This window comes from Streptomyces sp. NPDC088733 (genome assembly GCF_044751185.1).
Lineage (GTDB): Bacteria > Actinomycetota > Actinomycetes > Streptomycetales > Streptomycetaceae > Actinacidiphila.
Genome location: NZ_JBIVLH010000028.1, coordinates 38,284 through 64,499, shown reverse-complemented (window position 1 = coordinate 64,499; position 26,216 = coordinate 38,284). Strand labels below are relative to the sequence as shown.

Sequence of the window (26,216 nt, the reverse complement as noted above, 5' to 3'; positions counted from 1 at the left end):
CCGTGGCCCTGCGGCTCACCGTCTTCGGCACCGGATATCTCGGTGCCACCCATGCCGCCTGTATGGCGGAGCTGGGGCACGAGGTGCTCGGCGTGGATGTGGATCCGGACAAGATCGCGGCGCTGCGCGCCGGACGGGTCCCCTTCTACGAGCCCGGGCTCGAGGAACTGCTGGTCAAGCACACCGCTTCCGGGCGGCTGCGCTTCACGACCTCGTACGAGGAGGCCGCGGCCTTCGGCCAGGTGCACTTCGTGTGCGTCGGCACTCCGCAACGCACCGACTCCGGTGCCGCCGACCTGCGCCATGTCGACGCGGTCGTGGACGGGCTGCGCGCGCACCTCGGTGACGCCCCGGCGCTGGTGGTCGGCAAGTCCACCGTCCCGGTGGGAACGGCCGAGCGGCTCGCCGGACGACTGGAAGGGAAGGCCGAGCTCGCCTGGAACCCCGAGTTCCTCCGCGAGGGCTTCGCCGTGCAGGACACCCTGCGCCCCGACCGGCTGGTGTTCGGCGTACGCTCCGAGGCCGCCGAGGCGCTGCTGCGGAAGGTCTACGCCCCGGTCGTCGACGCCGGCACGCCGGTGGTCACCGCCGACTTTCCCACGGCTGAGCTGGTGAAGACCGCGGCCAACGCCTTCCTCGCCACCAAGATCTCCTTCATCAACGCGATGGCCGAGGTGTGCGAGGCTGCCGGCGCCGACGTCTCGGTGCTGGCCCGGGCGATCGGCCACGACGAGCGCATCGGGTCCCGCTTCCTGCGCGCCGGGATCGGCTTCGGCGGCGGCTGCCTGCCCAAGGACATCCGGGCCTTCGTCGCGCGCGCCGAGGAACTGGGCACCGGCCGGTCGCTGGCATTCCTGCGCGAGGTCGACGCCATCAATCTGCGGCGCCGCGAGCGGACCGTGGAGCTGTCGCGCGAGCTGTGCGACGGCAGCTTCGAAGGGAAGCGGGTGGCCGTGCTGGGCGCGGCGTTCAAGCCGGACTCGGACGACATCCGTGACTCGCCGGCCCTCGACATCGCCTGCTGCATCCACCTCCAGGGCGGCGAGGTCACCGTCTTCGACCCCGAGGCCATGGACAACGCCCACAAGGCGTACCCGGCGCTGGGCTACGCGGTCTCGGCCCCGGACGCGGTGCGCGGCGCCGACCTGGTGCTGCACCTCACCGAGTGGCCGCAGTTCGCGGCACTGGATCCGGCCGAACTGGCCGCCGCAACCCCCCGTCCCCGGATCATCGACGGCCGGGGCTTCCTGGACGGCGCCCGCTGGGCCGCCGCCGGCTGGGAATTTCACGCCCTGGGCCGTCCGGCCCAACCAAGACAGGAGCGACCGTGAACACTCTCGATCCGGCCCACTTCCCTCCGTTGTGGGGGAACGTTCCGCTGACGGTCGTCATGCCCACGTACAACGAGGCGGCCAACCTGCCAAGGATCGCGGATATCGTGATGCGGCTGCCGCTGCCCGGCCTGCATCTGAAGGTCGTGGATGATTCGAGCCCCGACGGTACGGGTGCGCTCGCCGAGCAACTGGCTGAGAAGTACAACGACTTCGGTGTGTATCCGCGCATGAGTGTACTGCACCGGACCACCAAGGACGGCCTGGGCAGGGCCTACACCGAGGGAATGCTGGCGGCGCTCGACGAGGGCGCCGAGTTCGTGGTGCAGATGGACGCGGACGGCAGCCACCCGGCCGAGGTCATCCCGCAGATGCTGGGCACCGCGCTGGCCACCGGGGCGGGCTTCGTCGTGGGCAGCCGGTACGTGGACGGCGGCTCCCTGGACGAGGAATGGGGCAAGCACCGGCAGCTGCTGTCGCGTTTCGCCAACCGCTACGCGCGTACCATCCTCGACACCAAGATCCGCGACATCACCGCCGGCTTCAACCTCTGGCGTGCCCAGACGCTGCGCGACGTGGACCTGCGGACGCTGGACAGCGCGGGCTACAGCTTCCAGGTGGAGCTGAAGTTCCTTGCTGCGCGCAACGGCCACAACGGTGTGGAGATCCCGATCCGCTTCGAGGAGCGCACCGAGGGCGTCTCCAAGATGAATCTCGCGACGCAGATCGAGTCGGCTCTGGTGCCGCTGCGACTGCGCATGCGCAACCGCCGGAGCTGAACCGGAGACCGTCGGCCGCGGCGCGGCCGACGGACGACCCAGAGGACCACGAGTCACGAGACTGCTGAGACAAGGGACATGACTTCACCATGAGCGGACGGCACGCGCTTCCTTCGCGGTTGGGACACCTGTACCGCGAGATCGCGAAGTTCGGCCTGGTGGGGCTCTCGGGCTTCGTGGTCAATCTCGCGGTCTTCAACTTCATCAGGCACGTCGCCCAGTGGCAGACGGTGCGGGCGAGCGTCCTGGCGACGGTCGTGGCGATCATGACCAACTACCTCGGCCTGCGGTACTTCACGTACCGCGACCGCGACCGAGGCCAGGACGGCCAGAAGAGGGAGCTCGGGCTCTTCCTCTTCTTCAGCGCGGTCGGCCTGGTGATCGAGAACTCGGTGCTCTACGCAACCACCTACGGATTCGGCTGGGACGGGACGCTCGCCAACAACATCTTCAAGTTCGTCGGCATCGGCGTTGCCACTCTCTTCCGCTTCTGGTCCTACCGGACGTGGGTCTTCAAGACCGCCGCCGACGGCACGGAGGCAACCGCCCCCGTCCAGCACGGCGGAGCGCCCGCCTACCGAACTGCGCCGGCGGCGCCGTCCTCCGAACCCCTCCTGAACGTTTACTGGGAGAAGACATGAGCGAAGCGATTCTCCTCGTCGGCGGCAAGGGCACCCCGCTGCATCCGCTGTGCACCTTCACCCCCAAGCCCCTGCTGCTCGTCGCCGGGGTACCGCTGCTCACCCACCAGCTGGCACGCGCCGCGGCCGCGGGGGTGACCAGGATCGTCTTCGCCACGTCCTACCTCGCGGAGCTGTTCGAGCGGGAGTACGGCGACGGTGCCGGACTGGGCCTGGAACTCGTCTACGTCACAGAGACCGAGCCCCTCGGCACCGGGGGCGCGATCCGCAACGCCGCCCGCCATCTGACCTGCGGTCCCGACGAGCCGGTCCTGGTGTTCAACGGGGACATCCTCAGCGGCCTCGACATCGCCGGCCTCCGGGACGGCCACCGCGCCACCGGTGCAGACGTCACCCTGCACCTGACCCGGGTCCCGGACCCCCGGGCCTACGGGCTGGTCCCCACCGACGGCACGGGCAGGGTCACCACCTTCCTGGAGAAGCCGGAGCGGCCGGAGGAGATCGTCACCGACCAGATCAACGCGGGCTGTTACGTGTTCACCCGGTCCGTCATCGACTCCATCCCCGGGGACCGGGTGGTCTCCGTCGAGCGCGAGACCTTCCCCGGCCTCCTGGCGGCCGGCGCCCTGCTGCGCGGCGTCGTTGACACGACGTACTGGCTGGACCTCGGCACGCCGTCGGCCTTCGTCACCGGGTCGGCCGACCTGGTGCGCGGGTACGTGTCCTCGCCCGCGCTTCCCGGTCCGGCGGGGGAGGCCCTGGTCCTGCCGGGAGCGCGGGTCGACCCGATGGCAGTGCTGACGGCAGGCACGGCGGTGTGCGAGGGCGCCGTCGTGGAGGCCGGTGCCGTGGTCGAGGGCAGTGTCGTGCTGCCCGGGGCGCGCATCGGGCGGGGGGCGCTGGTGCAGCGGTCCGTGGTCGGGCGGGGGGCCGTCGTCGGTGAGCGCACCAGCGTGGTCGGCGCGGTGGTGGGCGACCACGCCCACGTGGGCCCGCACAACGAGCTCCCGGCGGGCGTGCGCGTCGACTGCGGCGTCCGCCTCCCCGAGAGGGCGGTCCGCCTCTCGGCGCCCACCTCGTCGGTCTGAGGCCCGGGCGGCTCACAGGCGGGCGGCCGCACCGACCGGGGTGGCGCCGCGGGTGTCCAGCATGAGCTGGGCCTTGGCGGAGAGGCCCTGCATGTCGTAGGTGCGGTGGTGCTGGAGGAGCACCGTGAGGTCGGCCTGCGCCGCCGCCTCCCACAGGGAGTCGGCGCGGGGCACGGGGCGGTCCAGCACGCGCCACTCGGGGGCGTAGGGGTCGTGGTAGCTGAGCTGCGCGCCGAGTTCGATGAGCCGGGCGCCGATCTCCCGGGCCGGGGCGCCCTCCTGGTCCGGCAGGTCGGGCTTGTACGTCACCCCGAGCAGCAGGACGCGGGCGCCGCGCAGCGACTTGCCGTGCTCGTTGAGGAGCGCGGCGGCACGCTGCACCACATAGCGCGGCATGCGGGCGTTGACCTCCTGCGCGTACTCCACCAGCCGCAGCGGGTGGCCGCGCATCCGGCCCTGGTACGGCGGGTGGTTGGGGTCCAGCGGCATCGTGTGGCCGCCGACCCCCGGGCCCGGCCGGAACGCCTGGAAGCCGAAGGGCCGGGTCTCGGCGCAGCGGATCACGTCCCAGACGTCGACGCCGATGTCGTGGCAGAAGACGGCCATCTCGTTGGCCAGCGCGATGTTGACGTGCCGGTAGTTGGTCTCCATCAACTGCACGGTCTCCGCCTCGCGCAGGCCTCTGGCCCGTACGATCCGCTCGGTGAAGCGGGCGTAGAACGCGGCGGCGGCCTCCGTGCACGCGGGGGTCAGGCCGCCGATCACCCTGGGGCCGGCGAAGCCGCGGACGGGGGAGTAGGCGAGATGGAAGCCGTGGCCCGCCCGCAGGCCCGAGCCCTTCTCCAGCAGCGGCCGCAGGAACTCCTCCGTCGTGCCCGGGTACACGGGCGACTGCAGCACCACGGTGGTGTGCGGACGCAACTGCGCGGCCAGCGTGCGGCCGGCCTCCTCCAGCGCGGACAGGTCGAGTTCCCGGTCCTCGCCGGCGGTGACCGGCGCGCAGATCACGGCGGTCCTGACGCGGCCCAGCGCGGCCGGGTCGGAGGTCGCGCGGAAGCCGGCCGCCAGCATCCTGCGGACGTCCGCGGCGGCGAGATCCCCGGACGGCCCGCGCAGGCCCGCGTTCACCGCGTCCACGGTCCCCTCGTCAGGGTCGTACCCGATCACCCCGATCCCGGCGGCGCAGGCCGCCTGCGCGAAGGGCAGGCCGGCATGGCCGAGTCCGATGACTGCGAGGTCTGCGGGCATGGGGGCCTCTTCCTGCGTGCGGTACCCAAACAGCTCGAAATCAGGCTAACCAGACAGATAGCTGATATGACCGCACGCCACGCTGCGGGGCGCTGCGCTTCGCTTGACCGGGCCTGGGTTTTTCCCCCGCCCTCCCACCCTCCCCCAACCTTCGGCCGGGGGTGCCCCCAGCCCGGCGCGGTAAGTGCGGGCCCCGCACGTGTGCTGTGGGGTCGGTGCCGCGCCGGGGTACGTCCTCAGCGCTCGCGGGTCGGCCCTGAAATTGGTGTACCGCGGTCGCCGCTCGTCGCTTCCGGGCGCACCCCGCCACACCCCCTCCCGGGCCGGTTGCGGCGACTGACGGCCGGTGGGGTGTCGGCGGGCGGTGACGGCTGCGCACTTGGACAGCGCGGCGCCTACGGGTGCCCGAGCACGGTGCCGCTTCAGACCACCCACCGGGGATCAGGCGCGATACGAGACGGAGGGGGCGGGGGAGGTGGGGGCACCTCCCAGCGGTAGCTGGGGGAGGGTGGCGTTCTGGACTGTGGAGCATATTTGGGTGCGTGACCCGGGGCGCGCAGCCGACAGTGCCTGAGGCACCTAAATGTGCTGTCCAGAATGGCAGCCCCGGAGGGCCCGCACCCGGCCCCCACACCACTTGCGTCGGGGCGCCCGGACTTCACGGGGCACACGGGTGGGAGGGCGGGGAAAGGGCCGGGTCCCACAGGTAGCAGGGGCGGGCGGGGCGGGTAACGATCGTGGGGACGGGGAATGCGCTGTGGCGCGACCTGGCGTCACCACGGGAGGCTCGGATGCTGACGGCGACATTGGGACCGGCGGAGCGCGCCTCCGCGCTCGCCCGAATGGCGGAGCAGGAACTGGACGTGCTCGTGGTCGGCGGCGGCGTCGTCGGCTCGGGGACGGCGCTGGACGCCGTGACCCGCGGACTGTCGACCGGGCTGGTGGAGGCGCGGGACTGGGCGGCGGGGACGTCGAGCCGGTCGAGCAAGCTGATCCACGGCGGCCTGCGCTATCTGGAGATGCTGGATTTCGCCCTGGTCCGGGAGGCCCTGAAGGAGCGCGGGCTGCTCATCCAGCGGCTGGCCCCGCACCTGGTCAAGCCGGTGCCGTTCCTCTATCCGCTGCAGCACCGCGGCTGGGAGCGCTTCTACGCGGGGGCGGGCGTGACGCTGTACGACACGATGGCGCTGTCGTCGGGCCACAGCCGCGGCCTGCCGCACCACCGGCACCTGTCGCGCAAGGGCGCGCTGCGCGTGGCGCCGTGCCTGCGCAAGGACGCGCTGGTGGGGGCGCTGCAGTACTACGACGCGCAGATGGACGACGCCCGCTACACGATGACGCTGGTCAGGACGGCCGCCGCGTACGGCGCGCTCGCCGCGAACCGGGCCCGGGTGATCGGTTTCCTGCGTGAGGGCGAGCGTGTGGTCGGCGCCCGGGTCGAGGACGTCGAGGGCGGCGGTGTGTACGAGGTGCGGGCCCGGCAGATCGTGAACGCCACCGGGGTGTGGACGGACGACACGCAGGCGCTGATAGGCGAGCGCGGGCAGTTCCACGTCCGCGCGTCCAAGGGGATCCACCTGGTCGTGCCGAAGGACCGCATCCACTCCTCGACCGGGCTGATCCTGCGCACCGAGAAGAGCGTGCTGTTCGTGATCCCGTGGGGCCGGCACTGGATCGTCGGCACCACCGACACGGACTGGTCCCTGGACAAGGCGCACCCGGCGGCGTCCAGTGCCGACATCGACTATCTGCTGGAGCATGTGAACTCCGTCCTCGCGGTGCCGCTCACCCGTGACGACGTCGAGGGTGTGTACGCGGGACTGCGGCCGCTGCTGGCCGGGGAGTCGGAGGCGACCAGCAAGCTGTCGCGCGAGCACACGGTGGCGCATCCCGTGCCGGGGCTCGTGGTCGTGGCGGGCGGCAAGTACACGACGTACCGGGTGATGGCCAAGGACGCGGTGGACGCCGCCGTGCACGGGCTGGACCGGCGGGTGGCGGAGTGCTGCACGGAGGACGTCCCGCTGGTCGGCGCCGAGGGCTACCACGCGCTGTGGAACGCCAGGGCGCGCATGGCGGAGAGCACCGGCGTGCACGTGGCGCGCATCGAGCACCTGCTCAACCGCTACGGCTCCCTGACCGAGGAGGTGCTGGCGCTGATCAAGGACGACCCGTCCCTCGGCAGCCCCCTCGCCAATGCCGAGGACTACCTGCGGGCCGAGATCGTCTACGCCGCCCTGCACGAGGGCGCGCGCCACCTGGACGACGTGCTCACCCGCCGTACCCGCATCTCCATCGAGACCTTCGACCGCGGCACCCTCAGCGCCCGCGAGGCGGCCGAACTCATGGCGCCCGTGCTGGGCTGGGACAAGGAGCAGGTGGAGAAGGAGGTCGAGCACTACCGCAAGCGGGTGGAGGCGGAGCGGGAGTCGCAGCGGCAGCCGGACGACCAGACGGCCGACGCGGCCCGCCTGGGCGCCCCGGACATCGTGCCGCTGTAGCGCGCGGGAGCGCAGGTGGGCGGGGGTTCCGTGTGGCCTGGACCACGGCGCCCGCAGGTGCCGTGACGGGGCCGGATATCGTTCCTTCTGGCAGATCGCAGGAAGGGGCGCGCGATGTCCGACCTCGGACGCCTGGTGGCAGGGCGGTACCGACTCGTCGAGCGGATAGGCCGCGGCGGCATGGGCACTGTCTGGCGGGCCGAGGACGAACTGCTCGGACGCCCGGTGGCCGTGAAGAAGCTGCATCCGCCGCAGCCCCATCTGCAGGACGACGAACTGGAGACGCTCTTCGAGCGCACCCGGCGCGAGGCGCGCAGCGCCGCCCGGATCAGCCACCCCAATGTCGTGGTGGTCCACGACGTGGTGGAGGACGAGGGCCTGCCGTCGATCGTGATGGAGTACGTGCCGGCCACGACGCTGGGCGACCGGCTGAAGGAGCGCGGGCCGGTCGCGCCCGAGGAGGCCGCCCGCATCGGCCGCGGCATGATCGCCGCCCTGCGTGCCGCGCATGCCGCGGGCGTGCTGCACCGGGACGTGAAGCCGGGCAATGTGCTGCTGTCCGACACCGGCCGGGTGGTGCTGACGGACTTCGGCATCGCCCAGGCGTCGGGGACCTCGACGCTGACCCGGACCGGCGAGCTGATCGGCTCGATCGACTTCCTGGCGCCGGAGCGGCTGACGGGTGGCACGCCGGGTCCCGAGGCGGACCTGTGGGCGCTGGGGGCGACGTTGTTCCAGGCGGTCGAGGGGCGCTCGCCGTTCCGCCGGGACACCGCCATCGAGACCGCGTACGCCATCGCCACCGACGAGGTGCCCGTCACGGGCCGTGCGGGCCCGCTGGGGCCGGTCATCGCCGGGCTGCTGGTCAGGGAGCCGGAGCGACGGCTGCCGGCGCAGGAGGCGGAGCGGATGCTGCGCGGCCTCGCCGCCGAGACCGCGACGGCGAGCGTGCCGCGGGACGTGCTGTCCCACCCGCAGCAGCCGCTGACCGGGCCGACCGCGGTCGTCCGCCCCCCGGCCGGTCCGGTGACGGCCCCCGTCACCGCGATGCCGCAGGCTCCGGCGCCCGCCCAGGCGCCGCCGCCCGTCCGCCGGCGGCGCGCCCCGCTGTGGATCACCGCCGCTGTCCTGGTCGCGGTCCTCGCCGGGGGCGGGGCGTACGCGGCCCAGCACTTCGGCGGCGTGGACGACACCGGCGCGGGACCGACCGGACCGTCTTCGCAGGCGTCGAGCAGCACGCCGTCCGCCCCCACGTCGCCGCCCGCCTCGCAGCCGCCCTCGTACAGCCCGTCCCCCGTCCCGGTCGGCTACCACATGGTCGACGAACCGGACCGGGGCTTCTCCGTGCCGATTCCCGACGGGTGGACGCGCCAGGTCAGCGACGACGGCCAGCAGATCATCTACGTCGACCCCACCGAGCTGGTCGGCCTGCGCATCGGCACGCTGGACTTCGCCGGGCCGAGCCCGCTCCAGCACTTCAAGGACGAAGAGGCGCAGACGATCCCCAAGCTGGACGGCTACGAGCAGCTGCGGATGCAGAGCACCCAGTGGCGCGGACGGCCCGCCGCCGTATGGGAGTTCACCTTCGAGGGCAAGGCACGCACCTTCCGCGCGATCGACCTCGGCTTCGGCGATCCCGGACAGCGGGAGTTCGCCGTCTACCTCTCCGCTCCGGCCGCCCAATGGGCCTCCGACCGGCGGGTGTTCGAGAACGTCGTGGCCGGACTCGTGCTGCACGACTAGCACAGGGTCAGGGCGGGGTGGGACCACGGGGCATTGTCAGGGATGATGGAGCTCTCCATCCCGCGGTCGCCGAAACCAGGCGATGAGGGAGCTTCATCTTCAGCGACTGCAGAGGGAATTCATGGGTCAGGCGCACGACACCGACACCGACCACCGCCTCCTCGCCGGCCGCTACCGGCTGGGTGCCGTGCTCGGCAAGGGCGGCATGGGCACGGTGTGGCGGGCCGTCGACGAGACCCTGGGCCGTACCGTCGCCGTCAAGGAGCTGCGCTTCCCGGGCAACGTCGACGAGGACGAGAAGCGCCGCCTGATCACCCGCACCCTGCGGGAGGCCAAGGCGACCGCCCGGATCCGCAACACCGGTGCGATCACCGTCTTCGACGTCGTCGAGGAGGACGAGCGCCCCTGGATCGTGATGGAGCTGGTCGAGGGCCGCTCGCTGTCCGACGCGATCCGCGAGGACGGCCCGCTGACGCCCAAGCGCGCCGCCGAGGTGGGCCTGACCGTCCTCGACGTGCTGCGCGCCGCGCACAACGAGGGCATCCTCCACCGCGACGTGAAGCCGTCCAACGTGCTGCTCGCCAAGGACGGCCGGGTGGTGCTCAGCGACTTCGGCATCGCCCAGATCGACGGCGACCCCTCGGTCACCTCCACCGGCATGCTCGTCGGCGCCCCCTCCTACATCTCGCCCGAGCGGGCCCGCGGCCAGAAGCCCGGACCGCCCGCCGACCTGTGGTCGCTGGGCGCGCTGCTGTACGCGTGCGTGGAGGGCCGGCCGCCGTACGACAGGGGATCGGCCATCGCCACCCTCACCGCGGTGATGACCGAGCAGCTCAAGACCCCCGCCAACGCGGGCCCGCTGGCCGGCGCGATCCAGGGGCTGCTCGCCAAGGACCCCGAGGAGCGCCTCGACGACGCGGCCGTGCGGCCGATGCTCACCGAGGTGGCCACCGCCCCGGCCGTGCCCGTCGGCCCCGCGCCCGACGCCACCCGCGCGATGGCACTGCCCACCGATCCGCAGCCGACCCCCACCGACGCGCCGCCCGCGACCCGCGAGGCCGCCGCCGACCAGGCCGCGCTGCGCGCCGCGAAGACCAAGCCCGAGCCGGCCCCGGCGCCCGCGGCGGCCACCGCGGCCGCACCGGCGTCGTTCACCCTGCCGCCCTTCCTGCGGGACGAGCGGCACCGCAGGACCCTGCTGATCGTGGCGGGCGTGGTCGTGCTGGCCGTGCTCGGCACGATCATCGGCGTCCTCGCGGGCGGCGGCGACGACGGCACGGGCTCGGGGGCGTCCCCCGCCCCCTCCACCTCGTCGAGCACCAAGTCCGGTGACAACGGCGGCGTCCAGGACGACAAGGGCGGCAAGGGCGACGACACGTCCGGTGACGGCCAGGGCAAGAACCAGGACGACGGCAAGAGCGACAACTCCGGCAAGGGCTCCGGCTCCACACCCTCGTCCGGCGACAACTCCGGTTCCGGCAAGGACTCCGGCAGCGGCTCGGACGACGGCTCCGCCGGTTCGGTGCCGTCCGGCTGGCAGACCTACGCCTCCTCCGAGGGCGGCTTCTCGATCGCGCTGCCCGCCGGCTGGGAGGCGAACAGCAAGGGCAACGGCTACGGCAGCGGCCGGATATTCAACGCGAGCCACAGCCCGCGCGTCCAGATCGACTGGACGAATACGCCCGGCAAGGACGCCGCGAAGGCGTGGAGGGACCAGGAGCCGAGCACCCGCAGTGCGTACCCCGGTTACCAGCGGATCGCCATCGAGCCGGTGTCCTGGCGCGGCTACCGCACCGTCGCGGACTGGACGTTCACCTTCACGTCCCACGGCACCAGGATGCGGGCGGTCAACCGCGGTTTCGTCACCGACGACACGCACGGCTACGCCATCCTCTTCACCGCCCCGGACGCCGAGTGGGACAGCCCGGAGACCAAGGCGATGCTGGCGTCTCTGTACAACACCTTCAAACCGGCCAAGTGACGCCGCCCGAGCACGTATCGTGAATCATTGCGGACTGTCCGCATCCAGATCGGACCGGATCTGACGCTTTGGGGAGGCGTGGTGGACGACTACGCGGGACGGGTACTGGCCGACCGCTACCGCCTGCCGCGGCCACCCGCCGACGAGTACGAACTCGTGGAGACCCGGGCCTTTGACACCTACAGCGGCCAGGAGGTGCTGATACGCCAGGTCCTGCTGCCGGAGGTCGTCGGCGCCGAGCCGGAGCCGTACCGCGGTGACGGCGGGGACACCGCGCGCCGGGCCCTCGAGGCCGCCCGCGCGGCGGCGTCCATACCCGACCACCCGCGGCTGGTGCAGGTCTTCGACATCTTCGTCGAGGACGGCAGCGTCTGGATAGTGAGCGAGCTGGTGTCGGCCCGGCCGCTCGCCGCGCTCCTGGCCGACAAGAGGCTGAGCCCGTACCGGGCCGCCGAGGTCGGCAACGACGTCCTGACCGCGCTGCGCGTGCTGCACGCCCACGGCTGGACCCACCGCAATGTCACCGCGGGCACCGTGCTGGTCTGCGACGACGGCCGCGCGATGCTGTCCGGCCTCGCGGTCGGCGCCGCCCAGGAGGCGCTGTGCGGCTACAACACGCTGCCGGTGCCGGCGCTCGCGGGCGGCGGCGAGGAGGACGCGGGCGGCGGCAGCTGGGAGGGCCCGCACTCGGTGCTGGAGCTGGAGCGCGCCCGGCAGGCCCGGCTCACCGTGGTCGGCCCGGTCACCGAACGCTGGGCGCCGGAGCAGGCCACCGAGGTCCACGAGAACTGGCAGCTGGCCCCGCCGGTCGGCCCCGCCGCCGACCTGTGGGCGCTGGGCTCGCTGCTCTTCCGCAGTGTGCAGGGCCACCCGCCGTTCCCCGAGGAGTCGACCACCGAACTGGTGCAGCTCGTCGTCGCCGAGCCCCCCGCGTTCGCGGAGGAGTGCGGCCCGCTGCGGCCCGTCGTGGAGTCCCTGCTGCGGCAGGACCCCGAGGAGCGGCCGGACGCGGAGGAACTGCGCGGCTGGCTGCGCTCCCTCGTGCGCTCCGCGCCCGAGCCGGACCTCGGGCTGCGCACCGTGCCGGTGCCCGCCGACGACGCGCACAAGCTGCCCGTCGTACGGCGCCGGGGCGAGCTCGTCCGGCGCCGCAAGGCCGCCGCCGATCCGGTGCCGGCGCCCCCGGCCCACGGCCGGCACAAGCGGTCCAAGGCGCGCACCAAGCCCCAACGGGGGCCGCGCACGCTGGGGTTGATGCTCGTCGCCCTGGTCATGGCACTGCTGGCGGCCGCCGTGGTCTACGCCGTGGTCTTCCTGCCCCGCGGCGGCGGCACCGACGAGGGCGGCGCGGACCCCGCGCGGACCCTGCCCGCGCAGATGCCCGGTGGCGACGACAAGCCGCAGGGCTCGCACGCCCCGTCCTCGCACGCCCCGCCCTCGCGGACGCCGGTGAGCAGCCCCCCGCCCAGCCGGCCCGCGTCCCCCGACAACACGGTGACCACCGGCCTCGGCGGCGACTTCCAGCTGCGCACCGACCCCGCGGGCTTCCACTTGGCCGTGCCCAACGGCTGGCAGCGCAGCGGCAAGAACGGCGACGGCCAGATCCGCTATGCCGGCGGGGACTACCAACTGCTCGTCGTCCCGGGCCGCGACTCCGTCGCCGACAAGGGCAGCGACCCCATGGCGTACCAGAACGACGAGCCGGAACTGGCCGGCTTCCGCGCCTCCGGCTGGTCCTCCGCCTCCGGGCTGCGCCGTCTCGACATGGGCGGAGTGCCGGCCGCGGAGGGGGAGTTCAGCTGGAGCGACACCTCGGGGCAGCAGCTGTTCGCGCGCAACCTGGTGATGATCCGGGACGGCAAGTACCACGTCGTGCTGGTCGTCGGCCCGGACAGCCGCCGCTCGGACGTGAAGCGGTACTTCGAGAAGGCGGCGGAGACATACGGCACCTGATCCGTCCCGCTCCGGTCCCGCCGCGCGGAACCGGAGCGGGGCGGTCCGGCGTCGAACAGGCCGTGGGGGCAGAGGAATGATCGGAAGCGCGAGCGGCAGCGGCAGCGTGCTGGCCGGACGGTACCGGCTGGGCGACCTGATCGGCAGCGGCGGCATGGGCCGGGTGTGGGAGGCCCAGGACGTCGTGCTGCGGCGCACCGTCGCGGTCAAGGAGCTGACCCTCGGCGCCCATCTCGCCGAGGAGGACCGGGCGCTGCTCCAGACCCGCATGCAGCACGAGGCCCGCGCGGCGGCCCGGATCAGCCACCCGGGGGTGGTCACCGTCCATGACGTCGTCGAGCAGGACGGCCGCCCGTGGATCGTCATGGAGCTCGTCGACGGCCGCTCCCTGGAGGAGGCGATCCGCGCGGACGGCCCGCTCGCCCCGCGCGAGGCCGCCCGGGTCGGCGCCGCGGTCCTGGACGCGCTGCGCGCCGCGCACGCCGCGGGCGTCCTGCACCGCGACGTCAAACCGGCCAACGTGCTGCTCGCCCGCGACGGCCGCGTGCTGCTGTCGGACTTCGGCATCGCCGTCGTCGAGGGCGACGCGGCCATCACACGCACCGGCGAACTCGTCGGCTCCGTCGACTACCTGGCCCCCGAACGGGCCCGCGGCGACCGCCCGGGACCCGAGTCCGACCTGTGGTCGCTGGGCGCCACGCTCTACGCCGCGGTCGAGGGGCGCTCGCCCTTCCGCCGCACCTCGGCGATCGGCACGCTCCAGGCGGTGGTGTACGAGGAGCCGCCCGAGGGCGCCGGCGCCGGACCGCTGGGGCCGGTGATCGCGGGCCTGCTGCGGAAGGAGCCGGCCGCGCGGACGCCCGCGGACCGGCTCGCCGCCGCCCTGTCGGTCGTCGCCGCGGGCGGGCCCCGCCAGGAACGCCCCCGGCCGCGGCGCGTCCGCGCCGCGCTCGCCGTGTCGGTCGCGGTCGCCCTGGTCGCGGGCGCCGCGGTCCTCGTCACTGTGCTGCGCGACCACGGCCACGGCGGCAACGGCGGTTCGGCGGCCGCTTCCACGGCCGGGGTCCCCGCCGGATACGAGCGGGTCCACGACCCGGCCGGGTTCAGCGTGGCCGTACCGCGCGGCTGGAAGCGGCAGTTGGACGGCGACCAGATCGACTACACGCCCGACAACGGTGCGCACCGCCTGCGCATCGGGATCGAGCGGCAACCGGCGGAGCCCAACCCGTACATGCACCTGCTCGGGCTCGAACAGGACGTGCGCGCGCTGCCCCGCTACAGCCGTGTGCGGCTGCACCAGAACACCTTCCGCGGGGGCGACGGCGCGCTGTGGGAATTCACGTGGACCGCGGGGAACGAGAACCCCGGGCCGCGCCGCGCCGTCGACCAGGCGTACCGCGCCCCGGACGGCACCGAGTACGCGATCTACATGGGCGCCCCGGCGGCCGACTGGCCCGCCTCCCTCGCCCGTTTCCAGGTCGCGCTGCAGACCTGGCGGACCGGATCGGGGGCCTGAACCACGCGTCCCGGAGCCCCCGCAGGGACACCTGAGGCGTTCTTGCCAGCTTTTGCTGGCGTAATTGTGAAAAGTAGCTACTGACGGGTATGCACGCGGTGTCGTCCCGCCGTACTCTCCCGCCATGACGGACTTCCCCCCAAGTGGTCCCGCCGGTCCGGCCGGCGACGGCAATCCGGTCGCCCCCTCCGGCAGCAGGACGGCCGCTGACGTGGTCACCCCCGACCTGGTCGCACGGCTCACGCGGGGCGTGGGCGGCAGCGGCCGTACCGCGAACCACACGCCGCTGACCGGCGAGACGCTGGCGGAGCTTCCCGAGTCGACGCCGCAGGACGTGGCGGCGGCGTACGACCGGGCCCGGGAGGCCCAGCGGGCGTGGGCGGCCACCTCGGTCCGCCGCCGCGCGGCGGTCCTGCTGCGGTTCCACGACCTCGTGCTGCGCCGGCAGGCCGAGGTGCTGGACCTCATCCAGCTGGAGACCGGCAAGACCCGGCTGCACGCGCACGAGGAGGTGCAGGCCGTCGCGGTCGCCGCCCGCCACTACGGCCTGAAGGCCCCGTCGTACCTGCGGGCCAAGCGGCACACGGGCGCGATCCCGGTGCTGACCAAGGTCACCGAACTGCGCCACCCGCGGGGCGTGGTCGGGCAGATCGCCCCCTGGAACTATCCGCTGGAGCTCTCGATCGGCGACGCGCTGCCCGCCTTCGTCGCGGGCAACGCCGTGGTCATGAAGCCCGACACGGAGACCGCGCTGACCGCCCTGTGGGCGCGCGAGCAGCTGATCGAGGCCGGGCTGCCGGCCGACGTGTGGCAGATCGTGATCGGCGAGGGCCCGGTCGTCGGCCCGGCCGTGGTCGAGCACGCCGACTACGTGTCGTTCACCGGCTCGACCCGCACCGGCCGCGACGTCGCGACGCGCGCCGCCGCCCGCCTGGTCGGCGTCTCCCTCGAACTGGGCGGCAAGAACGCGCTGCTCGTCCTGGAGGACGCCGACCTGGACAAGGCGGCCGAGGGCGCGGTCCGCGCCTGCTTCTCCTCCGCGGGGCAGCTGTGCATCTCCATCGAGCGCCTCTTCGTGCACGCGTCGGTCGCCGACGCCTTCCTGGAGCGCTTCACCGCCCGCACCAGGGCCCTGAGGCTCGGCACGGCCCTCGCCTACGGCGCCGGGATGGGCTCGCTGGCCGGCGAACGCCAGCTGGAGACCGTCACCCGGCACGTGGAGGAGGCCGTCGCCAAGGGCGCGACCGTCCTCACCGGAGGCCGGCCCCGGCCCGACGTCGGCCCGTTCTTCTTCGAGCCCACGGTCCTGGACGGGGTGGAGGCGCCGATGGCGGTCTGCACCGAGGAGACCTTCGGGCCGGTCGTCTCCGTCTACCGCTTCACCGACGAGGACGAGGCCGTCGCGCGCGCCAACGCCACGCCCTACGGCCTCAACTCCAGCGTCTGGACCAAGGACGCCCGCCGCGGCGCCCGGGTCGCCGCCCGCCTGCGCAGCGGCACCGTCAACGTCAACGAGGGCTACTCGGCCGCCTACGGCAGCGTGCGCTCCCCGATGGGCGGCATGAAGGACTCCGGCCTCGGCCGCCGGCACGGCTCCGAGGGCATCCTGAAGTACACCGAGGCGCAGACCGTGGCCACGCAGCGGCTGCTGCCGATGGCCCCGTCGATGGGCATGGACGACGAGAAGTACGCGGCGTTCATGAGCCGCAGCCTCCGCGCGATGAAGGCGCTGAGGCTCCGCTGATGGGGGACGGGCCGATGACGCAGAGCCAGGACGACGGCCGGGACGACGGCCGGGACTACGACGTGATCGTGATCGGGTCCGGCTTCGGCGGGGCCGTCTCCGCGCTGCGCCTGACCGAGAAGGGCTACGCGGTCGGCGTCATGGAGGCGGGCCGCCGCTGGACCCGCGAGAGCCTGCCGAAGAACTCCTGGCACCTCAAGGACTACCTGTGGGCGCCGTCCCTCGGGCTGTACGGCATCCAGCGCATCCACCTGCTCGACAACGTCATGATCCTGGCGGGCGCCGGGGTCGGCGGCGGCTCGCTCAACTACGCCAACACCTTGTACGTGCCGCCGAAGGCGTTCTTCGAGGACCGCCAGTGGGGCCGGATCACCGACTGGCGCGAAGAGCTCGCCCCCTACTACGACCAGGCGCAGCGGATGCTGGGCGTGCGCCTCAACCCGACCATGACCCCCTCCGACATCCACCTCAAGGCCGCCGCCGAGCGGATGGGCGTCGGCGACTCCTTCCACATGGCCCCGGTCGGCGTGTTCTTCGGCGACGGCAAGGACGCAGTCGAGGAGGGGGCCGGCGGCGGCGCCGAGGCAGCGCCCGGCGGCGAGGTGCCGGACCCCTACTTCGGCGGCGCCGGACCGTCCCGGCGGGCCTGCACCGAGTGCGGGGAGTGCATGACCGGCTGCCGGCACGGCGCCAAGAACACCCTCAACGAGAACTACCTGCACCTCGCCGAGAAGGCGGGTGCGGTGATCCACCCCATGACCACGGTCACGGCGCTGGCGGAGAACCCCGGGGGCGGCTACGACGTCTCCGTCGTCCCCACCGACCGCCGCAAGGCCGCCCCCCGCGTGCTGCGCGCGCGGTACGTGGTCGTCGCGGCCGGCACCTACGGCACGCAGACGCTGCTGCACCGCATGCGCGACGCGGGCCGGCTGCCCGGTGTCTCGGCCCGGCTCGGCGAGCTGACCCGCACCAACTCCGAGGCCCTGGTGGGCGCGCAGACCGACAGCCGCCGCTACCGGAAGCGGACCGGCCAGCAGCGGGTCGACTTCACCCGGGGCGTGGCCATCACGTCCTCGATCCACCCGAACGACAGCACCCACATCGAGCCGGTCCGCTACGGCAAGGGCTCCAACTCGATGGGCGGCCTGTCCATCCTCCAGGTCCCGCACGGCACGAGACTGCCGCGCGGCCTGGCCTACCTCGCGCACTGCGCCCGCCACCCGGTGCTGCTGATGCGCTCGCTGTCCAACCGCCGCTGGTCCGAGCGCACCATCATCGGCCTGGTCATGCAGTCCCTGGACAACTCGCTGACCACGTACCGCAAGCCCAAGGGACTGGGGAAGGGCCTGCTCACCGCCCGCCAGGGCCACGGCGCGCCCAACCCGGACTTCATCCCCGAGGGCGCCGAGGCGGCCCGGCTGCTGGCCGAGGAGATCAACGGCTTCGCGGGCAGCAACGTCGGCGAGTTGATGGGCACGCCGCTCACCGCGCACTTCCTGGGCGGCTGCGCGATCGGCGAGGACGCGGAGCACGGCGTCATCGACCCGTACCACCGGCTGTTCGGGCACCCGGGCATCCATGTGGTCGACGGTGCCGCGGTGTCGGCGAACCTCGGCGTCAACCCGTCGCTGACCATCACCGCGCAGGCGGAACGGGCGATGTCTCTGTGGCCCAACAAGGGTGATGCCGACCCGCGTCCGGCCCAGGGCGAGCCCTACCGCCGGGTCGTGCCGGTCGAGCCGAAGCAGCCGGTCGTCCCGGGGGACGCCTTCGGCGCCCTGCGCCTGCCGCTGCTCCCGGTCCCGCCGGTGCCGCCAGTGCGGCAGGTCCCGCCCACGTCCTGACGGCCCCGTCGTTGCGGGGCGGCGGACGGCGACTCACTCGATCGTGGGCCGGATGTCTGCCCAAGTGCCGCGAAATGAGTAGTGTGTTCCTCGCAGAGCGGCCGGCCCCCGGCGTCCCCGGAGCCGACCGCCACTTTTGAGTCGTGACCGGGCTGCTGTCCCCTGCCGTCCGGTCACATTCCACCGGAACGAGGTCCCACGGCGAGCCCGCGGTGCTTCCACTAGACGCGGGCGCGCCTCATCGTTCCGGTGCCACCCCGCCCAGCTGCGTCTGAGCGGTGTCCACGCGCGGTGTCCTGCTTTTCGACGTCTTGTTGTTCCTGCTGTCCCTGCTACCCCTGGCCCAAGGTGACCGCGCCTGGCTGGCACGGACACCGGATTCAACGAAGGCACCCGGAGGCGGTCACGTGCCGTACGGGTGATGCCCCCCGAACGGGTCACTCGGCCCGTCCCGGGGGCTGCTCACCCGCCCGCGTCAGACGCGGCCGCGGCACAGCTCCAGCAGGGTCATCGCCAGGGTGGTGCCGGGCCTGCCCAGCTCACCGCGGAAGCGGGCGAGGACCTCCATCTCGCGGGCCAGGTGCACCCGGCGGCCGCCGGACGCGATCCTGGCCCGCTGGATCCCGGCCGAGACGGTCATCCGTTCTCGGATCAGCGCGACGATCCGTGCGTCGAGGTCGTCGATGCGCTGCTGCCCGCCGGCGATCACGGTCTCGGCGTCCGGAGTGCGGTCCTGCTCGGTGGGTGCTGCCGTGCCGCTCATGGGTCTCTCCTCGGTTGGTCGGGGCCCCTGGCCCGCCCGGGGAGGCATACGCCAGACGCCCCGGGCCGTGTGGCCCGGGGCGCCTGGTGACGTCTGGAATGCGTTTCCGCGATCAGACAGCACGACCATGGCAGCCGGACCAGCCGGTGCCATAGGTATGCGTGCTGCTGAACATGGCGGTCAGTCTGACTCCTCGGGGCGGGGAAGTAAAGCCGCGGGCCCCGGTAGAATCGGCAGGGACCCCACGTTCGACCCGCCGGAAGGCCCACCGTGGCATCAGCGACCCCAGCCGCCCCCGACACCGTTCTCGTCGTTGACTTCGGGGCGCAGTACGCCCAGCTCATCGCCCGTCGTGTGCGTGAGGCCCGGGTCTACAGCGAGATCGTGCCGAGCACCATGCCCGTCCAGGAGATGCTGGCCAAGCGGCCCGCCGCGATCATCCTGTCCGGCGGACCGTCCTCGGTCTACGCCGAGCACGCCCCGCGGCTGGACGGGGCCCTCTTCGAGGCCGGCGTCCCGGTCTTCGGCATGTGCTACGGCTTCCAGCTGATGGCGATCACCCTCGGCGGCACCGTGGACAACACCGGTGCCCGGGAGTACGGGCGCACGCCGCTGCACGTCGGCAAGACCGGCTCGACGCTCTTCGAGGGCACCCCGGCCGAGCACTCGGTGTGGATGTCGCACGGCGACACCTGCACCGCCGCCCCCGAGGGCTTCGCGGTCACCGCGGCCACCGACCTGGTGCCCGTGGCCGCCTTCGAGAACGACGAGAAGAAGCTCTACGGCGTCCAGTACCACCCCGAGGTGCTGCACTCCGAGCACGGCCAGCTGGTCCTGGAGCACTTCCTCTACCGGGGCGCGGGCATCGCGCCGAACTGGACCACGCACAACGTGGTCGAGGAGCAGGTCGCCGCGATCCGCGCCCAGGTCGGCGACAAGCGCGCGATCTGCGGCCTGTCCGGCGGTGTGGACTCCGCGGTCGCCGCGGCCCTGGTCAACAAGGCCATCGGGGAGAAGCTGACCTGCGTCTACGTGGACCACGGCCTGATGCGCAAGGGCGAGTCCGAGCAGGTCGAGAAGGACTTCGTGGCGGCCACCGGTGTGCAGCTGAAGGTCGTCGACGCCGAGGAGCGCTTCCTCACCGCGCTCGCCGGGGTCTCCGACCCCGAGGAGAAGCGCAAGATCATCGGCCGGGAGTTCATCCGGGTCTTCGAGCAGGCCGCGAGCGAGATCGTCGCCGAGGCGGGCGCGCACGGCGAGTCGGTGGAGTTCCTGGTCCAGGGCACCCTCTACCCGGACGTGGTGGAGTCCGGCGGCGGCACCGGCACCGCCAACATCAAGTCCCACCACAATGTGGGCGGCCTCCCCGAGGACCTGCAGTTCCAGCTCGTCGAGCCGCTGCGCAAGCTCTTCAAGGACGAGGTCCGCATGGTCGGCCAGGAGCTCGGCCTGCCCGAGGAGATCGTCCAGCGCCAGCCCTTCCCGGGCCCGGGCCTGGGCATCCGCATCGTCGGCGAGGTCACCAAGGAGCGCTTGGACCTGCTGCGCGACGCCGACGCCATCGCCCGCGAGGAGCTCACCGCGGCGGGCCTGGACCGTGACATCTGGCAGTGCCCGGTGGTGCTGCTCGCCGACGTCCGCTCGGTCGGCGTCCAGGGCGACGGCCGCACCTACGGTCACCCGATCGTGCTGCGCCCGGTCTCCAGCGAGGACGCCATGACCGCGGACTGGTCGCGGCTGCCCTACGAGGTGCTGGCCCGCATCTCCACCCGCATCACCAACGAGGTGGCGGACGTCAACCGCGTCGTGCTGGACGTCACCAGCAAGCCCCCGGGCACCATCGAGTGGGAGTGAGCCCCTAGTGGGGCCGGCTTGGGGCGGTACGGGGGAAACCTCGTATCGCCCCTGTTCATCTCCGGTACCTCGGGGTAACTTCCGCGCCATGACCGACACCGCGCCCCAGCCCGTGCCCCCCGGCGAACTGCACTTCGCCCTGCCGCCGACCTTCGAGGACCCGGCCGCGGAGCGGCGGCACCGCAAGGAGCGCCTGGCGGCGGCGCTGCGGGCGTTCGGCCGGATGGGGTTCGAGGAGGGCGTGTCGGGCCACATCACGGTCCGCGACCCGGAGTTGGCCGACCACTACTGGGTCAATCCCTTCGGGGTGCCCTTCGCGCACGTCGGTGTCGGCGAGCTGATCCTGGTCAATCAGCAGGGCGCGGTGGTCGAGGGCCGCCACCACGTGAACCAGGCCGCCTTCACCCTCCACGCCCATGTGCACCTGGCCCGACCCGACGCGGTGGCCGTCGTGCACAGCCACTCCACGTACGGCCGGGCGCTCGCGGCGCTCGGCGAGCGGCTGGAGCCGATCAGCCAGGAGGCGTGCGCCTTCTACGAGGACCACGCGGTGTACGACTCCTACACCGGGGTCGTCGTCGACGACGCCGAGGCGCGGCGCGTCGCCGTGGTCCTCGGCGGGCACAAGGCGGTGATCCTGCGCAATCACGGGCTGCTGACGGTCGGCGAGACGGTGGACGCCGCGGCGTGGTGGTTCATGACCATGGAGAAGGCCTGCGAGGTCCAGCTCAGCGCCAAGGCGGCGGGCACCCCGGTGCAGATCGGCCACGACGACGCGGTGGCCACCCGTGAGCAACTGGGCCATGATCTGGTCGCATGGATCAACTATCAGCCGACATATGAGCGCATAGTTCGCCAGGATTCCGAGCTTTTTGATTGAACCGTGGACGGTTGGCATACGTATCCGCCTATGGCGCTCCCGGAGAACCGATCCGGGAGGGGGCATCGGACCGGGTGCGGACGCGAGAGGGCGGACGTCATGAGTGTGACGGGTATATCGGGCATGAGTGGAACACCGGACTCGGGGACGGACCCCTCACAGGGGCCCTGGCGGGACACCGCCCGGCGCTACGCGCTGCTTCCCCTGCGCATCTTCCTCGGCGTGACCTTCGTCTACGCCGGATTCGACAAACTGCTGTCGGACACCTTCTTCACCGACTCCGCACCGGGCTCCCTGGTCGGCACGCTCAACGGGGTGCGCGGCAGCGCCGCCATCCCCGCGATGATCGACCTGGCGCTCAAGAGCCCGCACGGCTTCGGGTACGCCATCGCCTTCGGTGAGATCGCGGTGGGTGTCGGCACCCTGATCGGGCTGTTCAGCCGGATCGCCGCGCTGGGCGGCGCGCTCATCTCGCTGAGCCTGTGGCTCACCGTCAGCTGGGCCACCCAGCCGTACTACTACGGCAACGACCTCATCTACCTGATGGCCTGGCTGCCGCTGGTGCTCGCCGGGGCGCCGCAGTTGTCGGCGGACGCGGCCATCGCCCGCCGCAGGCGGCGCGGGCGCCGGTACCTCGGCTGACCCGGGCGGACCGCCGCGCGGGGGCCGGCGAGGGGCACACCACCCCTCGCCGGCCCCCGCGTCCCGCTACCGGCGGGCGCCGTGGTGGCGGGCCGGGGCGTCCACGGGCTCCGGGGGCTCCGAGGGCGGCCCGCCGCGCCGCGCGCGGGCGGAGCGCGCGATGAACGCGCCGAGTGCCGCCAGCCCGAGGCCCGCGGAGGTCATGGGCACGGCCACCTGCGGTGGCAGCGAGAGCCTGCCGACGGCGTCCAGCAGGAACACCGCGGCCAGCGCCAGCAGCACCAGCGCGGTGAACAGGGCCGAGAAACGGAAGCCGTGCCGCTTCACCGGGTCACCTGCACCTGTCCGACGCCCATGTCGACCTCCAGTTCCAGCGTTCCGGCGGACTTCTTCCCGTCCACCGGCTGCAGTCTGACGGTCTTGTCCACCCCGGGCTGCACGTCCACGTCCTCCTGCGCGTCGCCCGGCAGCTGGACGTCGCCGAGGCCCACGCGCACATGCAGCGCCAGGGTGACGTCCCCCGGTGCCTGGACGACGAGCTGCCCCGCGCCGACGTGGACGCGGGTCGCGACCGTGCGCCCCCCGGGCTTCAGGCGCGACAGGTCCAGCGTCGCCTTTCCCGCGCCCAGTTCGTAGGACTTCTGCACGGAGGCGACCGCGGCCGGCTGCCAGGTGCGGCGCTCCCACTCGTGACCGACGGACTTCGGCAGCACCGAGGCACCGACCAGCAGGGCCGCCGCCAGCACGACCATGAAGACCGTGCCGCCGCCGAGCCGCCCCCACCACGCGCTCACCGCGAAGCCCAGGCCGAAGACGGCGAGCGCCGCGGCGAACCCGATCTGCAGGGCGGTGCCGAGCGGCTGGGAGTTCCAGGTGCCCGCGACGCAGGCCGTGGCCGCCGCCACCGCCAGGAAGAACACCGGCACGCCCAGCCAGGCCCCCTCGCGGCGGACCGCCTGCCGGCGCCGCCGCCACTCGCGGCGGTCGCGCTCGTCGTCGGCCGGCCCGTCGTCCGGGCCCCACAGGTAGCCCCCGCCGCCCCCGCCGCCCGCGGCGGACGTCGCGGACGTCGCGTCGTAGGGCGGGGCGTCCTTCCACCACGCCGCCGTGGCCGGGGCGGGCGGCGGCTGGGTGGGCGGCGGAGCGGTGCCCGGCACCGGCGCCTGGGCCGTCCGCTCCCGGTGCTGCGACCAGTACACGGCGCCGGCGAACGCCGCCACCAGCCCCAGCGAGAACGCGAGGTTGCCCCCGCTGCCGAGCAGCGACAGGAACAGCCCGCACCCCACCAGCGCCATCAGCACGGCGGTCAGCGCGGGGCCCTCCACCCGGCCGGACAGCAGCCGGTGCGCCTCGCTCTCGGCGGGCCCGTCGTTCTCCCCGGCCCCCTCGGCCGGGATCAGCAGCCAGCCCAGGCCGTACGCCACCAGCCCGAGACCGCCGGTGAGCGCGAGCACACCGAGCACGATCCGGAAGACCACCGGGTCGATGTCGAAGTACCGCCCCGCCCCCTCGCAGACGCCCGCGATCACCTTCCGCCGGCGGCTGCGGGTGAGCCTGCGCCGCTGCGGGGCCGCCTCGGGCGCACCTTGCGTGTACTGCTCCGTCATGGCTCCATGGTGGCGGCCCGCCGGCCCCGCCGGTATCCGGAACGACCCTGACCGCGCATGGGGGCCAACCCTGATACCCACCGCCCGCGAAACGTGTGACGATCGGGGCATGTCACCCGCCGGCCCGCAGACACCCCCGTCCACCGGGGCGTCGTACTTCGCCCCGCCGGATCCGGCCGAGGCGCCGGTCCGCAAGCTCTACCGCAGCTCCGAGGGCCGCATGATCGGCGGCGTGGCCCGCGGTCTGGCCGGGCACCTCGGGCTGCCGGTGGCGTGGGTGCGGGTCGTCTTCGTCGTGCTGGCCACCATCCAGGGCCTCGGCATCCTGCTGTACGCGGTCTTCTGGTTCGTCGTGCCGCTCGGTGTCGGCGGGGTCGTGGAGGCCAAGGAGCCGCGTGACGCCCGGTCCTGGCTCGCCGGGCGCCGGCCCGACCGCGGCCAGATCGTCGCGCTGCTCGCGCTCGCCGCGGGCCTGGGCATCCTGCTGGACAACCTCGACCTCGGGGCCGCCAACGCCTATGTCTGGCCGCTGCTGCTGATCGGCCTCGGCGTCGCGCTGGTGTGGCGGCAGGCGGACAACGCGCGCCGTGCCCGCTGGGCCGAACTCAGCCGCGGCAAGCGGCTGCTGCCCGTCGCACGCGGCGCGGCCGGGGTGATCCTGGTGGGCGTCGGTGTGACCGGCTTCCTGGTCGTGCAGGGCTCGGTCAGCCACCTCGGCACCATCCTGCAGGCCGCGCTCGCCGTGCTCGTCGGCGTCGCGCTCATCGCCGGCCCCTACCTGGTGCGTATGACGCAGGACCTGTCGGCCGAGCGCCTCGCGCGCATCCGGGCCCAGGAGCGCGCCGAGGTCGCCGCGCACGTCCACGACTCCGTCCTGCACACCCTGACCCTGATCCAGCGGCACGCCGACGACCCGCGCGAGGTGGCCCGGCTTGCCCGCGCGCAGGAACGCGAACTGCGCGCCTGGCTCTACCGCCCCGAGGGCAACGGCCGCGAGGACGAGCCGGCCACGGTGGCCGAGGCGGTGCGCCGCGCGGCGGCGGAGGTGGAGGACGCGCACGGCGTCCAGGTCGAGGTGGTGTGCGTCGGCGACTGCCCGCTGGACGAGCGGCTGGTCGCGCAGATGCAGGCGGCCCGCGAGGCCATGGTCAACGCCGCCAAGTACGGTGGCGACGAGCCGGTGCAGGTGTACGCAGAGGTCGAGGGGGACAGGGTCTTCGTGTCCGTGCGCGACCGCGGCCCCGGCTTCGACCTGGACGACGTACCGTCGGACAGGATGGGCGTACGGGAGTCCATCATCGGCCGGATGCGGCGCAATGGCGGCGAGGCGCGGCTGCGCCCCGCGCCGGGCGGGGGGACGGAAGTGGAGCTGGAGATGGAGCGGCAGCAGGACTCGGGAGCAGGGAGGCCGTCATGAGCACCGAACGGCGTGTGAGGGTCGTCCTCGTCGACGACCACCGGATGTTCCGCACCGGGGTCCAGGCGGAGATCGGCGAGACCGAGCGGACCGGCGTCGACGTGGTCGGCGAGGCCGCCGACGTCGACCAGGCCGTCGCGGTCATCACCGCGACGCGGCCCGACGTCGTCCTGCTCGACGTCCACCTGCCGGGCGGCGGCGGGGTCGAGGTGCTCAAGCGCTGCGCGGGACTGAGCGCGGCCGCCGAACACCCGGTGCGGTTCCTGGCGTTGTCGGTCTCCGACGCCGCCGAGGACGTCATCGGCGTGATCCGCGGCGGCGCCCGCGGCTATGTCACCAAGACCATCACCGGTCCCGACCTGGTCAACTCGGTCTTCCGGGTCGCCGACGGCGACGCGGTCTTCTCCCCGCGGCTGGCCGGCTTCGTCCTGGACGCCTTCGCCTCCACCGACGCCCCGCCGGTCGACGAGGACCTGGACCGGCTCACCCAGCGCGAGCGCGAGGTCCTGCGGCTGATCGCCCGCGGCTACGCCTACAAGGAAGTGGCCAAGCAGCTCTACATCTCCGTCAAGACGGTCGAGTCGCACGTCTCGGCGGTGCTGCGCAAGCTCCAGCTCTCCAACCGCCACGAACTCACCCGCTGGGCCACCGCCCGCCGGCTGGTCTGAGGGCCGGCCGGGCAAGGCG

At 73.0% G+C, this 26,216-nt stretch carries 20 protein-coding genes; 16 read left to right on the top strand and 4 right to left on the bottom strand.

Annotated elements, in window-relative coordinates; translation table 11 throughout:
• Nucleotides 1-8 precede the first annotated feature (8 nt).
• The 4 genes from ACIP64_RS35070 to ACIP64_RS35055 all read left to right on the top strand — a co-directional run bounded on the left by ACIP64_RS35070 (nt 9) and on the right by ACIP64_RS35055 (nt 3,839).
• On the top strand, nt 9-1,331 hold the full coding sequence (locus tag ACIP64_RS35070; RefSeq protein ID WP_401595188.1) for a UDP-glucose dehydrogenase family protein: 1,323 nt from the start codon (nt 9-11) through the stop codon (nt 1,329-1,331).
• Nucleotides 1,332-1,390: 59 nt separating this feature from the next.
• Nucleotides 1,391-2,110 (top strand): polyprenol monophosphomannose synthase, encoded by a 720-nt coding sequence (locus ACIP64_RS35065; protein WP_401595185.1) that lies wholly within the window; start codon nt 1,391-1,393, stop codon nt 2,108-2,110.
• An 89-nt stretch (nt 2,111-2,199) separates the two neighbouring features.
• Nucleotides 2,200-2,751, top strand: coding sequence for a GtrA family protein (locus tag ACIP64_RS35060; RefSeq protein ID WP_401595066.1), 552 nt, complete (start codon nt 2,200-2,202; stop codon nt 2,749-2,751).
• Nucleotides 2,748-3,839: a sugar phosphate nucleotidyltransferase gene (locus ACIP64_RS35055; RefSeq protein WP_401595064.1), complete on the top strand. Its 1,092-nt coding sequence runs from the start codon at nt 2,748-2,750 to the stop codon at nt 3,837-3,839. Before ACIP64_RS35060 ends, ACIP64_RS35055 begins: the two co-directional genes overlap by 4 nt.
• A 12-nt stretch (nt 3,840-3,851) precedes the next feature.
• On the opposite strand, the gene ACIP64_RS35050 is transcribed toward ACIP64_RS35055, so the two are convergent.
• Nucleotides 3,852-5,087 (bottom strand): nucleotide sugar dehydrogenase, encoded by a 1,236-nt coding sequence (locus tag ACIP64_RS35050; protein WP_401595061.1) that lies wholly within the window; start codon nt 5,085-5,087, stop codon nt 3,852-3,854.
• A 791-nt stretch (nt 5,088-5,878) separates the two neighbouring features.
• Here ACIP64_RS35050 and ACIP64_RS35045 point away from each other — a divergent pair.
• The 7 genes from ACIP64_RS35045 (at nt 5,879) to ACIP64_RS35015 (ending at nt 18,366) form a co-directional block, all read left to right on the top strand.
• On the top strand, nt 5,879-7,585 hold the full coding sequence (locus ACIP64_RS35045) for a glycerol-3-phosphate dehydrogenase/oxidase (protein ID WP_401595059.1): 1,707 nt from the start codon (nt 5,879-5,881) through the stop codon (nt 7,583-7,585).
• A gap of 114 nt (nt 7,586-7,699) precedes the next feature.
• A complete protein-coding gene (locus ACIP64_RS35040) occupies nt 7,700-9,328 on the top strand; it encodes a protein kinase (protein ID WP_401595056.1) in 1,629 nt (542 codons plus the stop codon).
• 121 nt (nt 9,329-9,449) lie between these two features.
• Complete coding sequence (locus ACIP64_RS35035; RefSeq protein WP_401595053.1) at nt 9,450-11,309, top strand: protein kinase; 1,860 nt, start codon at nt 9,450-9,452, stop codon at nt 11,307-11,309.
• An 81-nt stretch (nt 11,310-11,390) separates the two neighbouring features.
• The gene (locus tag ACIP64_RS35030; protein ID WP_401595182.1) at nt 11,391-13,262 is read left to right on the top strand and encodes a protein kinase; all 1,872 of its coding nucleotides are present in this window, start codon (nt 11,391-11,393) and stop codon (nt 13,260-13,262) included.
• 76 nt (nt 13,263-13,338) lie between these two features.
• Entirely contained in the window at nt 13,339-14,778 is a 1,440-nt protein-coding gene (locus tag ACIP64_RS35025) for a serine/threonine-protein kinase (RefSeq protein WP_401595050.1), read from the top strand.
• Between the two features lie 124 nt (nt 14,779-14,902).
• Nucleotides 14,903-16,522, top strand: a complete 1,620-nt coding sequence (locus ACIP64_RS35020) for a succinic semialdehyde dehydrogenase (protein ID WP_401595047.1) — start codon at nt 14,903-14,905, stop codon at nt 16,520-16,522.
• A 14-nt stretch (nt 16,523-16,536) separates the two neighbouring features.
• Nucleotides 16,537-18,366 carry a GMC oxidoreductase gene (locus ACIP64_RS35015; RefSeq protein WP_401595044.1) on the top strand — a complete coding sequence of 610 codons (1,830 nt, stop codon included), beginning with the start codon at nt 16,537-16,539 and terminating at the stop codon, nt 18,364-18,366.
• A 475-nt stretch (nt 18,367-18,841) separates the two neighbouring features.
• Here ACIP64_RS35015 and ACIP64_RS35010 read toward each other — a convergent pair whose 3' ends face one another.
• Nucleotides 18,842-19,129, bottom strand: coding sequence for a chorismate mutase (locus ACIP64_RS35010; protein WP_401595042.1), 288 nt, complete (start codon nt 19,127-19,129; stop codon nt 18,842-18,844).
• 270 nt (nt 19,130-19,399) lie between these two features.
• Between ACIP64_RS35010 and guaA the strand changes: the two genes are divergently transcribed.
• From guaA to ACIP64_RS34995, 3 genes are all read left to right on the top strand, one after another.
• Nucleotides 19,400-20,983 carry a glutamine-hydrolyzing GMP synthase gene (gene guaA, locus ACIP64_RS35005; RefSeq protein ID WP_401595039.1) on the top strand — a complete coding sequence of 528 codons (1,584 nt, stop codon included), beginning with the start codon at nt 19,400-19,402 and terminating at the stop codon, nt 20,981-20,983.
• A gap of 88 nt (nt 20,984-21,071) precedes the next feature.
• Nucleotides 21,072-21,863 carry a class II aldolase/adducin family protein gene (locus ACIP64_RS35000; RefSeq protein ID WP_401595036.1) on the top strand — a complete coding sequence of 264 codons (792 nt, stop codon included), beginning with the start codon at nt 21,072-21,074 and terminating at the stop codon, nt 21,861-21,863.
• A 123-nt stretch (nt 21,864-21,986) separates the two neighbouring features.
• The gene (locus tag ACIP64_RS34995; RefSeq protein WP_401595034.1) at nt 21,987-22,505 is read left to right on the top strand and encodes a DoxX family protein; all 519 of its coding nucleotides are present in this window, start codon (nt 21,987-21,989) and stop codon (nt 22,503-22,505) included.
• A 66-nt stretch (nt 22,506-22,571) separates the two neighbouring features.
• On the opposite strand, the gene ACIP64_RS34990 is transcribed toward ACIP64_RS34995, so the two are convergent.
• Nucleotides 22,572-22,832: a hypothetical protein gene (locus ACIP64_RS34990; RefSeq protein ID WP_401595031.1), complete on the bottom strand. Its 261-nt coding sequence runs from the start codon at nt 22,830-22,832 to the stop codon at nt 22,572-22,574.
• A complete protein-coding gene (locus ACIP64_RS34985) occupies nt 22,829-24,112 on the bottom strand; it encodes a PspC domain-containing protein (RefSeq protein WP_401595028.1) in 1,284 nt (427 codons plus the stop codon). The genes ACIP64_RS34990 and ACIP64_RS34985 overlap by 4 nt, the downstream gene beginning before the upstream one ends.
• 109 nt (nt 24,113-24,221) lie before the next feature.
• Here ACIP64_RS34985 and ACIP64_RS34980 point away from each other — a divergent pair, with 109 nt between their 5' ends.
• Both ACIP64_RS34980 and ACIP64_RS34975 read left to right on the top strand, forming a co-directional pair.
• Entirely contained in the window at nt 24,222-25,529 is a 1,308-nt protein-coding gene (locus tag ACIP64_RS34980) for a PspC domain-containing protein (RefSeq protein ID WP_401595026.1), read from the top strand.
• Nucleotides 25,526-26,197 carry a LuxR C-terminal-related transcriptional regulator gene (locus tag ACIP64_RS34975; protein WP_401595023.1) on the top strand — a complete coding sequence of 224 codons (672 nt, stop codon included), beginning with the start codon at nt 25,526-25,528 and terminating at the stop codon, nt 26,195-26,197. The genes ACIP64_RS34980 and ACIP64_RS34975 overlap by 4 nt, the downstream gene beginning before the upstream one ends.
• Nucleotides 26,198-26,216 lie beyond the last annotated feature (19 nt).

Bases quoted from the DNA above. Each gene is read 5' to 3' on its own strand.
- ACIP64_RS35065 (WP_401595185.1), top strand. From the start codon at position 1,391: ATGCCCACGTACAACGAGGCGGCCAACCTGCCAAGGATCGCGGATATC.
- ACIP64_RS35060 (WP_401595066.1), top strand. From the start codon at position 2,200: ATGAGCGGACGGCACGCGCTTCCTTCGCGGTTGGGACACCTGTACCGC.
- ACIP64_RS35055 (WP_401595064.1), top strand. From the start codon at position 2,748: ATGAGCGAAGCGATTCTCCTCGTCGGCGGCAAGGGCACCCCGCTGCAT.
- ACIP64_RS35050 (WP_401595061.1), bottom strand. From the start codon at position 5,087: ATGCCCGCAGACCTCGCAGTCATCGGACTCGGCCATGCCGGCCTGCCC.
- ACIP64_RS35045 (WP_401595059.1), top strand. From the start codon at position 5,879: ATGCTGACGGCGACATTGGGACCGGCGGAGCGCGCCTCCGCGCTCGCC.
- ACIP64_RS35040 (WP_401595056.1), top strand. From the start codon at position 7,700: ATGTCCGACCTCGGACGCCTGGTGGCAGGGCGGTACCGACTCGTCGAG.
- ACIP64_RS35035 (WP_401595053.1), top strand. From the start codon at position 9,450: ATGGGTCAGGCGCACGACACCGACACCGACCACCGCCTCCTCGCCGGC.
- ACIP64_RS35025 (WP_401595050.1), top strand. From the start codon at position 13,339: ATGATCGGAAGCGCGAGCGGCAGCGGCAGCGTGCTGGCCGGACGGTAC.
- ACIP64_RS35020 (WP_401595047.1), top strand. From the start codon at position 14,903: ATGACGGACTTCCCCCCAAGTGGTCCCGCCGGTCCGGCCGGCGACGGC.
- ACIP64_RS35015 (WP_401595044.1), top strand. From the start codon at position 16,537: ATGACGCAGAGCCAGGACGACGGCCGGGACGACGGCCGGGACTACGAC.
- ACIP64_RS35010 (WP_401595042.1), bottom strand. From the start codon at position 19,129: ATGAGCGGCACGGCAGCACCCACCGAGCAGGACCGCACTCCGGACGCC.
- ACIP64_RS35000 (WP_401595036.1), top strand. From the start codon at position 21,072: ATGACCGACACCGCGCCCCAGCCCGTGCCCCCCGGCGAACTGCACTTC.
- ACIP64_RS34995 (WP_401595034.1), top strand. From the start codon at position 21,987: ATGAGTGGAACACCGGACTCGGGGACGGACCCCTCACAGGGGCCCTGG.
- ACIP64_RS34985 (WP_401595028.1), bottom strand. From the start codon at position 24,112: ATGACGGAGCAGTACACGCAAGGTGCGCCCGAGGCGGCCCCGCAGCGG.
- ACIP64_RS34980 (WP_401595026.1), top strand. From the start codon at position 24,222: ATGTCACCCGCCGGCCCGCAGACACCCCCGTCCACCGGGGCGTCGTAC.
- ACIP64_RS34975 (WP_401595023.1), top strand. From the start codon at position 25,526: ATGAGCACCGAACGGCGTGTGAGGGTCGTCCTCGTCGACGACCACCGG.